Consider the following 12364-nt stretch of genomic DNA (forward strand, 5'->3'; position numbering starts at 1 on the left):
CAGCCAGGACTGCACCCATGGACAAGGTCAAGAAGATCTTCGGTGGCGACACCCGTCAGCTCGGCATGATCTTCGCCCTCGTGGCGCTGATCATCTTCTTCCAGATCTGGACCGGCGGGCTCACGCTCACGCCGGACAACGTCATCAACATCTTCCAGCAGAACTCCTACATCCTCGTCCTCGCCATCGGCATGGTGCTCGTCATCATCGCCGGCCACATCGACCTCTCCGTCGGCTCCGTCGCGGCGTTCGTCGGCATCTGCGTGGCCATCGCGATGCGTGACTGGAACCTCAGCTGGTGGATGGGGATCATCCTCGGGCTGGCGATCGGCGCCCTCGTCGGCGCGTGGCAGGGCATGTGGACCGCCTACGTCGGCATCCCGGCCTTCATCGTGACGCTCTCGGGCATGCTCCTCTTCCGCGGCGCGAACCAGTACGTCGGCAAGTCCAACTCGGTGCCCGTCTCCGAGGACTTCCAGGTCATCGGCGGTGGCTACCTGCCCGAGGTGGGCCCCGACACCGGCTACAACAACCTCACCGTCCTCATCGGCCTGCTGCTCGCCGTCGGGATCGTCGTCGGCAGCCTCCGCAGCCGCCGCGCCCTGGTCAAGCTGGGCGCCGAGGTCGAGGAGGCGTGGGTCATGTGGGTGCGGCTCGGCCTCATCTGCGCCGCGATCATCGGCGCGACGCTGCTCTTCGGTTCGGGCCGCCCCGGCACGTCCTTCCCGATCTCCGGCATCATCTTGGCCGTCCTCGTCCTGCTCTACGGCTTCATCTCCAACCGCACCGTCATCGGCCGCCACATCTACGCCGTCGGCGGCAACCGGCACGCGGCCGAGCTCTCCGGCGTGAAGAGCAAGAAGGTCAACTTCCTCGTCATGATGAACATGTCGATCCTGGCCGCCCTGGCCGGCATGATCTTCGTGGCGCGCTCGACCGCCTCCGGCCCGTCCGACGGTGTCGGCTGGGAGCTCGACGCCATCGCGGCCGTCTTCATCGGTGGCGCCGCCGTCACCGGCGGAGTCGGCACCGTCGTCGGCTCCATCGTCGGAGGCCTCGTCATGGCCGTGCTCAACAACGGCTTGCAGCTCAAGGGAATCGGCGCAGACGCGACGCAGATGATCAAGGGCCTCGTGCTCCTCGTCGCCGTCGCCTTCGACGTGTACAACAAGTCGCAGGGACGCGTGTCGCTGCTCGGCATGCTGACCCGTAACTTCCGACGCGGTGGCAGCGACGACGACTCGGCCGCCCCACCGCCGCCGTCCGCGGCCACCGAGACGACTCCGGTCTCCGAGACCATCCGCCAGTCCAGCTGAGCTGCGGATCGGCCCATCCAAGACCCACCAAGACCCACCAAAGACCCACCAAAGACACGGTCAGGGCGCCCGCCCGCGACCGAGAGGGATCCGCGCTCCGCCCGGACGCGATGAGAGGAAAGAGAGCACATGCGTACCTTCACCAAGGTGCTGGGCGTCACGGCTGTGGCCGCCCTTGTTCTGACCGGTTGCGGTCGGAGCAGCGACACCGGCACGACGCCGGGCGCATCCGGCGGTTCTGCAGCGGCGGGCTTCCCCGCCAACGCGGTCATCGGCGTCGCCCTGCCGCAGAAGACGTCCGAGAACTGGGTGCTCGCCGAGCAGCTGTTCAAGGACGGCCTGTCCGCCGCCGGCTTCCAGGGCGACGTGCAGTTCGCCAACGGCGGTGTGTCGGAGCAGCAGAACCAGATCTCGGCCATGGTCACCAAGGGCGCGAAGGTCATCGTCGTCGGTGCGATCGACGGCTCGCAGCTGGGCACCCAGCTCAAGGCCGCCAAGGACTCCGGCGCCACGGTCATCGCGTACGACCGTCTCGTGAAGAACACTGCGGCCGTCGACTACTACGTGGCCTACGACAACTTCAAGGTCGGCGAGCTGCAGGGCCAGGCCCTGCTCGACGGCATGGCCAAGAAGAAGCCGAACGGCCCGTACAACATCGAGCTCTTCGCCGGCTCCCCCGACGACGCGAACGCCCAGGTGTTCTTCGACGGCGCCATGAAGGTGCTCCAGCCGAAGATCGACGACGGCACCCTCAAGGTCGTCTCCGGCCAGAAGGACTTCAACCAGGTCGTCACCCAGGGCTGGAAGGCCGAGAACGCCCAGAAGCGCATGGACACCCTCCTCGCGGCCAACTACACGAGCGCGGCGCTCGACGGCGTCCTGTCGCCCAACGACACGCTGGCCCGCGCGATCATCACGTCGGTCAAGGACGCGACCAAGCCCGTGCCGATCGTGACCGGCCAGGACTCCGAGGTCGAGTCGGTCAAGTCGATCATGGCGGGTGAGCAGTACTCCACGATCAACAAGGACACCCGCAACCTCGTCAAGGAGACCATCGCCATGGTCACCGCCCTCCAGAAGGGCCAGGCCCCGACGGTCAACGACACCAAGTCCTACAACAACGGTGTCAAGGTCGTCCCGGCCAACCTGCTTCCCCCGGTCATCGTGACCAAGGAGAACGCAGCCGAGGCCTATGCGAACGACCCGACGCTGGCCCCGCTCACCAAGTGAGCTGAGACCGCCAGGTCACCGCACTCGGTGGAGGCCCGCCCCGTTCCAGGGGCGGGCCTTCGTCGTGCGTGGACAGTCCCGGTTCGCACCGCGGACGAGGCGTAGCGTCGCGCCATGGCGGACGTCTATCTCCACGGTCACCACCCGAGCGTCCTCGCGTCGCACGGGGCGCGGACCGCCGCCGACTCGGCGGCCTACCTGCTCCCCCACCTGCACGACGGGCTGACGGTCCTCGACGTCGGCTGCGGGCCCGGCACGATCACGCTCGACCTCGCCGAGGCGGTCGGCCCCTCGGGCGAGGTGGTCGGGGTCGAGATCGTCGACGGCCCTCTCGAGCAGGCCCGCCGCCACGCTGCAGCACGCGGTGACGAACGCACCCGCTTCGAGCGCGCCGACGTCATGGCACTTCCGTATGCCGCCGCGTCCTTCGACGTCGTCCATGCCCACCAGGTGCTCCAGCACCTCACCGACCCCGTGGGCGCCCTGCGGGAGATGGCGCGGGTCGCTCGCCCGGGAGGCATCGTCGCCACACGCGACGTCGACTACGCCTCGATGGTGTGGCACCCGGCATCGCAGGGGATGACCCGCTGGCTCGACCTCTACCGCCACCTCGCGCGACTCAACCACGCCGAGCCGGACGCCGGCCGCCACCTCGTCGCCTGGGCGCACGCCGCCGGACTCACCCGGCTCACGCCGTCGGCCTCGCTGTGGACGTACGCGACGCCGGAGCAGTGCGCATGGTGGGGCGGCACGTGGGCGCGGCGCACCCTCGAGTCGACGTTCGCGACCCAGGCGTTGGGGCGGGGGCTCGCGACCGACGACGAGCTCGCGGGGATCAGCGCCGCCTGGCAGGCCTGGTCGACGCACCCCGACGCGTGGTTCGCGATGACCCACGCGGACGTCCTCGCCCACGTCTGAGACATCCACGGCGGCCGGGCGACAGCGGAATCCGGTCGCGGTCACCGGGCGTGCCTTGCGAGAGTTACCGTATGCCGCGCTCCTCCAGCACGTTCACGCTCGTCACCGACGCCGCCGAGGCACAGGCGCGCTTCGCGGGCCTCGTGGCGCGCGAACCGGAGGCGCTCAGCGTCCTCGCGAGCGTGACGGAGGGTCTCGTCGTCGACCGGAGCCGCTACGTGGGCCCGAGGTGGTGGGCGGCCACCGACGCGCGCGGTGAGGTGGTCGGTGCCTTCATGCACACGCCGCCCCACCCGCTGCACATCGCGCTCGCCAGCGCCGACGAGGCCCGCGACCTCGCCGCCCTGCTCGCGGCACGGCGCGACGTGCTGCCCGGCGTCGGCGGCCAGCGTGAACCGGCCGAGGCCTTCGCCACGGAGTGGGTCGCGCGCACCGGGGCGACGTCGAGGGTCGCCATGGAGGTGGGCCGCTTCGACCTGCCGGCCCGGCCGCACGTGCCCTTCGAGGTGAGCGGCTCCTTCCGGCTCGCGAGGCAGGCCGACACGGCGCTCGTCGACGGCTGGCACCAGCAGTTCGTCGACGCGATCGAGGGCGAGGGCCGGGTCGTCCCGTCCCTCGACCGGCACGTCGACGACGGACGGGTCGGCCTCTGGGAGGACGCCGGCCGCACGGTGTCGATGGCGTATGCCTCCCCCGCCAGCGGTGGGGTCACCCGCATCTCAGGGGTGTGGACCCCGCCGGGACTGCGCGGGCGCGGCTACGCGAGCGGGGTGGTGGCCGCCCTCAGCATCGCCCGCCTCGATGCGGGCGATGCCTGCATGCTCTACACCGACCTCGCCAACCCGACGTCGAACGCCATCTACACGGCGATGGGCTACCGGCGTGTCGGTGACAGCATCAGCATCGCGTTCGGTGACCTGGCCTGACGCCTCAGCGCATCACTCCCCCGGCGCGCATCGCCGTGCGGATCATCGGCCACTGGAGCGGCAGCCGCGCGACGGTCGCGGCGAGGTAGCCCTGCCGCTTCGCGTCGTCCGGCTTCCGGTCGAGGCGACGCTTGGCCTGGCCCGTCATCGTGACGTTCGCCGGGAAGACCGCGACGAGAAGTGCCGCCGACGCCAGACCGGCCACGCGACGCGTGCGAGGGATGAACAGCCCCACGGCGCAGGCGATCTCGAGCGCCCCCGAGGCATACACGAGTGCGCGGCGTGACGGGAGCTGCTGGGGCACCATCGCCTCGAAGGGCTCGGGCCTGACGAAGTGCATCGTGCCCGAGGCGAGGAAGAGGCCGGCCAGAGCGATGGCGTCCCTGCCGAGCGGGGCGTTCGTCACGGTCTTCATGCGTCCACCCTAGGCCGGTCTCCCGAGGAGCTAGAGCAGCACCGTCGTGAACGAACCGACCTCGCGGAAGCCGCAGCGCTCATACGTCGCTCGAGCCGCGACGTTGAAGTCGTTGACGTAGAGCGACACCTCGTCAGCCAGGCCCGACAGCACCTGCTCGACGACGCTCGCCATGGCAGGCACCGACAGACCCTGTCCGCGCAGCCGAGGATGCAGCCAGACCCCCTGGACCTGGGCGCAGCCGAGGGCGAGCGAACCGACGTCGGCCTTGAAGACGACCTCGCCGTCCTCGATCTTGACGAAAGTGTGGCCGGCGCGGATCAACGCGGCGATGCTCGCCCGGTAGCCGCGGTCGGAGCCGAAGTAGGGCGGGTAGCCGATCTCCTCGGTGAACATGTGCGCCGCGGCGGGAAGGACGAGGTCGACCTCGTCCATCCGGGCCGGCCGCACTCCGGGGTCGAGGCGCATGCCGAGCGTCGAGGGACGCGTGCGTGTCGTCAGCAGCGGCTGGTGGGTGCGGATCGCGCGAACGGGTCCCCACGTGGGGCCGAGCCGATCCCACAGACCCACGACCTGCCCGCTCGGGCCGAAGATCGAGGCGCACTGACGGCGCATCCTGCTGATGCGCGTCGCGACGGCCGCGACGCCGTCGTCGTCGAGCTCCACGGGCACGACGTTGGCGCTGACCCAGGCGAGGCCGCGCAGCTCACCGTCGCCCCAGTGCCCGAGGAGCGCGCCCGGGGACGTGCGCAGCGATCCCTCGACGATGCGGGCGGCGACGAAGGCGTTGGCCACCCGGTCACGCGCGCACACCTCGAGCGCGGCGTCGTGGTCGGCCGCCGACAGCGGTCGCACAGGGAGGCGTTGGCGGAGCACCACCCAAGAGTGCCCGCCCGCGGGCCGGGTGTCACCCCGGCGCGCCTCACGAACCCGTCACGACCACCGTGACCGGGCCTTCGTGCGGCCGGCCGGAACCGCTCGGAGCCGGGTCTCACCGTCGCGCGACGAGGCCGGGCCGCTCGAGGTCGGTGTTGTCCAGCACCCACCTCGCCCGGGCTCGCGGGTCGGCAGCCGCGAGGTAGAGGCGCTGGCCCTGCACGTAGCGGCGGTTCGACTCCGCCTCCGGGTCGGGGTCGTGTCCGTCCCCGAAGCGGGCGTTGCCCCGGGGCACCGAGACGGTGAAGGGCACCTCGACCCACACCGCGGCATCCCAGACGTCGGCGAGCTCCGGACGCTGGAGGAAGATCCCGTCGACGATCAGCACCGTGTCGGGCCCGACCGTGACGGGGGCGCGCCGCACCGGCTCGTCGGCCTCGACGTCGTTGACGGCTGGGGTGACGGGTTCGCCGCGGCGGAAGGGCTCGACGACGGCGCGCCGGAACGCGTCGTAGTCGTAGGAGTCCTCGTAGAAGGTCTCCGGCCCCCGACCCCGGGCGAAGCGCTGGGCCCTGGGCCGGTGGAACCCGTCGATGGAGAGGCGCAGCACGCCGCGCGCCGCGTCGAGGCCGCCGATCACTTCGGCGAGCTGGTCCGCGAGGACTGTCTTGCCGGCGCCGTCGAAGCCGTCGACCGCCACGGCCACGCGCTCACCCGGGCGCAGCGCGACGACACGCTCGGCGAGGTCGTGCAGGACGGCATACCGCTCGGTCGAACGGACGGGGGCGCGCACCTCAGCTGACGGTGACGCTCGGGGTCCCGGCCGACTCCTCGTCGACCGGCTCGCCCATCTCCTCGGCCAGACGCATGGCCTCCTCGATGAGCGTCTCGACGATCTGCGCCTCGGGGACGGTCTTGATGACCTCGCCCTTGACGAAGATCTGGCCCTTGCCGTTGCCGGAGGCGACTCCGAGGTCGGCCTCGCGGGCCTCCCCCGGGCCGTTGACGACGCAGCCCATGACGGCGACACGCAACGGGACCGTCATGCCCTCCAGGCCGGCGGTGACCTGGTCGGCGAGCGTGTAGACGTCGACCTGGGCGCGGCCGCACGACGGGCACGAGACGATCTCGAGCTTGCGCGGGCGCAGGTTGAGACTCTGCAGGATCTGGATGCCGACCTTGACCTCCTCGACCGGAGGGGCCGAGAGGGAGACGCGGATCGTGTCGCCGATGCCCCGCGAGAGGAGAGCGCCGAAGGCCGTCGCCGACTTGATGGTGCCCTGGAACGCGGGGCCGGCCTCGGTGACGCCGAGGTGGAGGGGCCAGTCGCCGCGCTCGGCGAGCAGCTCGTAGGCACGCACCATGATGACCGGGTCGTTGTGCTTGACCGAGATCTTGAAGTCGTGGAAGTCGTGCTCCTCGAAGAGGCTCGCCTCCCAGACCGCCGACTCGACGAGCGCCTCGGGCGTCGCCTTGCCGTACTTCTCCATGATCCGCTTGTCGAGGCTGCCGGCGTTGACGCCGATCCGGATGGAGACGCCGGCGTCCTTGGCCGCCCTGGCGATCTCCTTGACCTGGTCGTCGAACTGGCGGATGTTGCCGGGGTTGACACGCACGGCCGCGCACCCCGCGTCGATGGCCGCGTAGACGTACTTCGGCTGGAAGTGGATGTCGGCGATGACCGGGATCTGGCTCTTGCGCGCGATCGCGGGCAGTGCGTCGGCGTCGTCCTGGCTCGGGCAGGCCACCCGCACGATGTCGCAGCCCGAGGCCGTGAGCTCGGCGATCTGCTGGAGCGTCGCGTTGATGTCGGTCGTCGGCGTCGTCGTCATCGACTGCACCGACACCGGGAAGTCGCTGCCGACGCCGACCTTGCCGACCTGGATCTGGCGGGTCTGTCGCCGCGGGGCGAGGACCGGCGGGGGCAGGGGCGGCATACCGAGGGAGACGCTCATGGCGCCATTATGTCGCGCCGCGCCGAAGCGGGAGCCGGGGGAGGTGACGCAGCCGGGTGCGTGAGGCACGAGCAGACCGATCCGTGTGCCGTCGGCGCGCTCGCGCGGCTCCGGCGCCGCGGCCGGCTCAGCCGAAGAGCTTGATCGGCTTGACGATGTCGGCGTAGATGAGCAGCACCGACATGGTGATGAGCACGAGGCTCATGCCGTAGGCGATCGGCAGCCCCTTGGCGACGTCCACGAAGCCCGGGTCGGGACGGTGGCGCAGTCGTGCCCACCCCCGCTTGATCGCCTCCCAGACGGCCCCTGCGACGTGACCGCCGTCGAGCGGCAGGAGCGGCACGAGGTTGAAGACGAAGAGCGCGAGGTTGAGCGAGGCGATGAGCAGGATCAGCTGGGCCAGCTTGACCCAGTTGCCGCCCTCGTCGGCCGGGATGTCGAGCGCCGCGACCTCGCCGCCGATGCGCCCGACGCCGACGACCGAGATGGGTCCGTTGGGGTCGCGCGCCCCGCTGCCGAACGCGGCCTGGACGACGCCCGTCATCTTCTCGGGGATCTTGACGATGATCGAGGCGGTGTCGACGAGGCGGTCCCGGACGAAGCCGGGCGCCTGGGCGATCGGGGTGCGGACGAGCTCCTGGCCGGGCGTGATCCCCGCGAAGCCCATCGACGCGAGGACGGGCTTGCCGTCCCTGGCGACGGGGTTGCCCTGGTCGTCGTACGTGGCGCGCTCGAGGACGGCGGGCGTGATCGCGATGGTGACCTGGTGACCGCCGCGCTCGACGACCCACGCCATCGTGGCGCCCTTGCTGTCGCGGATGGCCGAGGTGACCTGGTCCCACGTGCTGACCGGCTTGCCGTCGACGGAGACGATGCGGTCGCGCTCCTGCAGGCCCGCGGCCTTGGCCGGCGCCACGGGGTCGCCGGGCTTGCACGCGGGCTGCGGCACCTGCAGCGTCGGGGCCGTGGTCGGCACGCACGCCGAGAGGAGCCCGACCTTGGGGGCCACGTGTGGCAGACCGTAGAGCGTGATGACGCCGGTGATGAGGACGAACGCGATGATGAGGTTCATGACCGGGCCGCCGAGCATGATGACGATCTTCTTACCAGGGCTCAGCTTGTAGAAGACGCGATCCTCGTCGCCGGGCCTGACCTCTTCCATGGAGTCGGCCCGGGCTTGGTCGACCATCTGGCTGAACCGGCCGGTCGAGAGCGTGCGCAGCTCGCCGGGCTTGTCGCCGGGACGGGGCGGGAGCATGCCGATCATCCGGACGTAGCCGCCGAGCGGGATCGCCTTGATGCCGTACTCGGTCTCGCCACGCTTGCGCGACCAGACCGTCGGGCCGAAACCGACCATGTACTGGGTCACCTTGACCCCGAACTTCTTGGCCGGCACGAGGTGGCCGATCTCGTGCAGCGCGATGCTGAGCGCCACACCGACGACGACGACCAGGACCCCTAGGAAGAACAGCACCCCTCCATTGTCACATCGACTTCCTGTGATTCACGCGTCGATGGATCTCCGCGCGCGCGTGACGCACAGATCCATCGAACCGTGAGTCGTTTCGGGGCGCGCTCCGCGGGGCTACCCCGTGATGGCGCTCCGGGCTGCGGTGCGGGCCCAGGTGTCGGCGGCGAGGACGTCGGCGAGCGTGAGGTCGTCGGCCCGCGAGGTGGGCTCGGCGGCATACGCGTCCACGACGTGCGCGACGGTGTCGACGATGTCGACGAAGCCGATGCGTCCCTCGTGGAAGGCGTCGACGGCGACCTCGTTGGCGGCGTTGTAGACCGCCGGCCACGTTCCCCCGGCCTCCCCCACCCGGCGGGCGAGGGCGACGGCGGGAAAGGCGTCGTCGTCGAGCGGCTCGAACTCCCACGACTGGGCCCGCGTCCAGTCGACCGGCACGTCGGCGTCGGCGAGGCGCTCGGGCCACGACATCCCGAGGGCGATCGGCACGAGCATCCGCGGCGGCCCGGCCTGTGCGATCGTCGAGCCGTCGACGAACTCGACCATCGAGTGGATCATCTGCTGCGGGTGGACGACGACGTCGATGCGCTCGAACGGGATGTCGAAGAGCAGGTGCGCCTCGATGACCTCGAGGCCCTTGTTGACGAGGGTGGCGGAGTTCGTCGTGATGACCCGGCCCATCGAGAAGTTCGGGTGCGCGAGGGCCTGCCCGGGCGTGACGTCCGCCAGCTCGGCGCGCGACCGACCGCGGAACGGGCCACCGCTCGCGGTGACGACGAGCCGCCGCACCTCGTCGGCGCGGCCCCCACGCAGGCACTGGGCGATCGCCGAGTGCTCGCTGTCGACGGGCACGATCTGGCCGGGAGCAGCGACCGCCTTGACGAGCGGGCCGCCGATGATGAGCGACTCCTTGTTGGCGAGCGCGAGGGTGGTGCCGGCACGTAGGGCGGCGAGGGTGGGCTCGAGGCCGATGGCCCCGGTGATGCCGTTGACGACGACGTCGGCCTCCCGAGCAGCGAGCGTCGTGCTCGCCTCGGCGCCGACGAGCAGCTCGGGGTCGTATGCCGTCACGCCGCTGGCGTCGCAGGCGCGCGCGAGGGCCGCGGCCAGGTCGTCGTGCGTCGCGCTCGCCGCCGCCACGACGGGGACGCGGAAGGCGGCGGCCTGCTGGGCGAGCAGGTCGAGGTTGGATCCGGCCGAGAGCCCGACGACCTCGAAGCGGTCGCGGTTGCGCTGGATCAGGTCGATGGCCTGGGTGCCGATCGAGCCGGTCGAGCCGAGCAGGACGATGCGGCGGGGGCGCGCCGAGGTGTCAGTCACCCCGACATTGTCGCGCAGGCCCCGGCTCGGCGGTCAGGCGGTCACTCCCCTCGTCCGGAGCAGCTCGTCGCGCTTGAACGCATAGGCGACGGCCCAGGTCATGCGCAGGCGGTACATCCGGATGTCGTCGCCCCACGAGTACGGGCTGCTGCCGTAGTGCGCGGTCCAGTGCGCGTCGACCTCGTCGCGGTCGGGCCCCGGCTCGATCAGCTCGGCCCGGCCGTGGCTGAAGAGCGCGAGCTCCTCGCCGTCGACGTGCGCGACGCTCACCGCGGGCCGCGCCGCGAGGTGCTTCGCCTTGGCCGACGTGCCGGAGGTGCCGAAGGTCCACGTGCCGTGGAGGAAGTGGCCGTCGAGGGCGCTGATGCGCGGCTCGCCTGCTGCCGTGACGGTGGCCACGGAGAGGACCTTCATGCCGGTGAGCAGCGCGACGAGCTGCTCGGCGGTCAGGGTGCGGTCGTCGTCGATGATGCTCCGCAGGTGGCCCGATGCCTTGGCGTGCGAGGCGTCGAGCAGGGCCTGGAGCGCGGCTGTCTCGTCAGGTGTCTCGAGCATCCACCGACGCTAGCGCCGAGCACCGACGACGAACCTGGTCGTTCGTGCTGACCGGGGCGGGTCACCTCACCACCACGTGGCCTCGCTCGCGGCAAAGAAGCCGTCGTCGGTCCACATCCGCCACGGTCCGACGTCGTAGCCGGCCGCAGGCGCCGCGACGTGCGGCGGCGGGAGCAGGACGCTCGACGGGACGGACGGGCGGCCGCCCACGGCGTGCGCGTCGCCCAGGGCGGCCCGACCGGGGGCCATGGCTGGCAGTGGCGCCCGGCTCGTCGGCCGACCCGACGGGGGTGGCAGGTCCGGCACCTGACCGGGCGGCAGGAACCCGGTGCTCGGGTCACGCTGCGGGACGACACCCGCCTCGGCGAGGTTCTTGACGACGGCGAGGCGGGCGGCCATGAGCGCGGCGATTCCGGAACCGTCGACGACGCGACCGGGCCCGGCCGGGAGCCAGCCGGTGAAGGTCTCGGTGAGACGGGCGCCGAGCGCGCACGGCTCGACGGTCGTGACGACGTCGGCCTCGTGGGAGGAGGTGAGGTCCCGCTCGACGGTCCGGCCGAGCGCCGACGACGGGGCGACGAGCGAGACCGAGCCGGCCCGGCGGCCGTCGTCGTGGCGGTGGACGGCGAGCACGTGCTCGCGAGCGGGCTCGTCGGCGAGCGGGAGGCGCACGAGCTGCTCGAGAGAGGGCTTGAGCAGCTGGTCGGACGACGGTTGCTCGAGTAGGTCGCGGAGTCGGTCAGGGGTGACGGCGATCTCGATCGAGGCCGACTCCTGCACCGGCATGACCCCGGGACCGCCGGCCGTGGCGACGCCGTGTCCGACGAAGCCGCTCGCCATCGCCTCCTCGACCGGTCCGTCGGCCGTCGGGTCCGCCGTCCGGCTGCGCGGGATCCCCTCGACATCCGCCTTGAGCCCGAGCAGCGCCCTCGCCATCCACCCCCGGGCGAACTCCGCCACAGGGTCCGAGGGTGCGATCCCGTCGAGCCGCTGGGCGACGACGCACCCGCCGTCGAGCGGCTCCACCGTCGTCGTCAGGGTGAGCGCCGCCGCACCGTCGGCCGACCGGGACACCACCCGGACCCCCTGCTCGACGACGCCCACGGTGCTGAGCCCCACCCAGAGCCTGCCGTTCGACCGCCGCCACACACCCGCGAACTCGGGCAGCCCGGCGGGTCCGGAGGCCGGCAGGGCGAGCACCCGCACGCAGTCGACGCCGAGCTCGGCCCCCGGTGCGGGCGCGACGAGGTGTGGCCAGACCTGCTCAGGTGGGCGCTCGACGAAGACCCGGTGGCCGACGTCGCGCGCGACGACCGCGAGCGGCGGCTCGTCACGCCGGCCGCCCCGCTCCCCGAAGAGGCCGCGTAGAAGGCTCACGTGCGGCA

At 71.4% G+C, this 12364-nt stretch carries 12 protein-coding genes; 4 read left to right on the forward strand and 8 right to left on the reverse strand.

The annotated features are described in order from the left end of the window. Positions 1-17: 17 nt before the first annotated feature. The 4 genes from mmsB to NR112_RS02560 all read left to right on the forward strand — a co-directional run bounded on the left by mmsB (position 18) and on the right by NR112_RS02560 (position 4390). Positions 18-1316 carry a multiple monosaccharide ABC transporter permease gene (gene mmsB, locus NR112_RS02545; protein ID WP_256792407.1) on the forward strand — a complete coding sequence of 433 codons (1299 nt, stop codon included), beginning with the start codon at positions 18-20 and terminating at the stop codon, positions 1314-1316. 129 nt (positions 1317-1445) lie between these two features. Continuing rightward, entirely contained in the window at positions 1446-2546 is a 1101-nt protein-coding gene (locus tag NR112_RS02550) for a sugar-binding protein (protein ID WP_256792408.1), read from the forward strand. A 114-nt stretch (positions 2547-2660) separates the two neighbouring features. Beyond that, a complete protein-coding gene (locus NR112_RS02555; protein WP_256792410.1) occupies positions 2661-3464 on the forward strand; it encodes a methyltransferase domain-containing protein in 804 nt (267 codons plus the stop codon). Positions 3465-3535: 71 nt separating this feature from the next. Next, a complete protein-coding gene (locus NR112_RS02560) occupies positions 3536-4390 on the forward strand; it encodes a GNAT family N-acetyltransferase (protein ID WP_256792411.1) in 855 nt (284 codons plus the stop codon). A gap of 4 nt (positions 4391-4394) precedes the next feature. Here NR112_RS02560 and NR112_RS02565 read toward each other — a convergent pair whose 3' ends face one another. From NR112_RS02565 to NR112_RS02600, 8 genes are all read right to left on the reverse strand, one after another. Beyond that, positions 4395-4805, reverse strand: coding sequence for a MauE/DoxX family redox-associated membrane protein (locus NR112_RS02565; RefSeq protein ID WP_256792412.1), 411 nt, complete (start codon positions 4803-4805; stop codon positions 4395-4397). A 30-nt stretch (positions 4806-4835) separates the two neighbouring features. Then, complete coding sequence (locus NR112_RS02570) at positions 4836-5681, reverse strand: GNAT family N-acetyltransferase (RefSeq protein ID WP_256792413.1); 846 nt, start codon at positions 5679-5681, stop codon at positions 4836-4838. Positions 5682-5796: 115 nt separating this feature from the next. Then, positions 5797-6474 carry a uridine kinase gene (locus NR112_RS02575; RefSeq protein ID WP_256792414.1) on the reverse strand — a complete coding sequence of 226 codons (678 nt, stop codon included), beginning with the start codon at positions 6472-6474 and terminating at the stop codon, positions 5797-5799. A 1-nt stretch (position 6475) separates the two neighbouring features. Continuing rightward, positions 6476-7636, reverse strand: coding sequence for a flavodoxin-dependent (E)-4-hydroxy-3-methylbut-2-enyl-diphosphate synthase (gene ispG / locus NR112_RS02580; protein ID WP_256792415.1), 1161 nt, complete (start codon positions 7634-7636; stop codon positions 6476-6478). Between the two features lie 127 nt (positions 7637-7763). Continuing rightward, positions 7764-9110 (reverse strand): site-2 protease family protein, encoded by a 1347-nt coding sequence (locus tag NR112_RS02585; RefSeq protein WP_256792416.1) that lies wholly within the window; start codon positions 9108-9110, stop codon positions 7764-7766. Positions 9111-9221: 111 nt separating this feature from the next. After that, a complete protein-coding gene (gene dxr, locus NR112_RS02590) occupies positions 9222-10424 on the reverse strand; it encodes a 1-deoxy-D-xylulose-5-phosphate reductoisomerase (protein ID WP_256792417.1) in 1203 nt (400 codons plus the stop codon). Between the two features lie 33 nt (positions 10425-10457). Continuing rightward, positions 10458-10979, reverse strand: a complete 522-nt coding sequence (locus NR112_RS02595) for a pyridoxamine 5'-phosphate oxidase family protein (RefSeq protein ID WP_256792418.1) — start codon at positions 10977-10979, stop codon at positions 10458-10460. Positions 10980-11045: 66 nt separating this feature from the next. Further along, positions 11046-12356 (reverse strand): hypothetical protein, encoded by a 1311-nt coding sequence (locus NR112_RS02600; RefSeq protein ID WP_256792419.1) that lies wholly within the window; start codon positions 12354-12356, stop codon positions 11046-11048. Between the last annotated feature and the right edge of the window lie 8 nt (positions 12357-12364).

This window comes from Terrabacter sp. Ter38 (genome assembly GCF_024519435.1).
Lineage (GTDB): Bacteria > Actinomycetota > Actinomycetes > Actinomycetales > Dermatophilaceae > Terrabacter.

What these genes read in the sequence shown, in the direction of transcription:
- NR112_RS02550 (WP_256792408.1), top strand. Translation starts at nt 1,446, where the DNA reads ATGCGTACCTTCACCAAGGTGCTGGGCGTCACGGCTGTGGCCGCCCTT.
- mmsB (WP_256792407.1), top strand. Translation starts at nt 18, where the DNA reads ATGGACAAGGTCAAGAAGATCTTCGGTGGCGACACCCGTCAGCTCGGC.
- ispG (WP_256792415.1), bottom strand. Translation starts at nt 7,636, where the DNA reads ATGAGCGTCTCCCTCGGTATGCCGCCCCTGCCCCCGCCGGTCCTCGCC.
- NR112_RS02565 (WP_256792412.1), bottom strand. Translation starts at nt 4,805, where the DNA reads ATGAAGACCGTGACGAACGCCCCGCTCGGCAGGGACGCCATCGCTCTG.
- NR112_RS02595 (WP_256792418.1), bottom strand. Translation starts at nt 10,979, where the DNA reads ATGCTCGAGACACCTGACGAGACAGCCGCGCTCCAGGCCCTGCTCGAC.
- NR112_RS02555 (WP_256792410.1), top strand. Translation starts at nt 2,661, where the DNA reads ATGGCGGACGTCTATCTCCACGGTCACCACCCGAGCGTCCTCGCGTCG.
- NR112_RS02560 (WP_256792411.1), top strand. Translation starts at nt 3,536, where the DNA reads ATGCCGCGCTCCTCCAGCACGTTCACGCTCGTCACCGACGCCGCCGAG.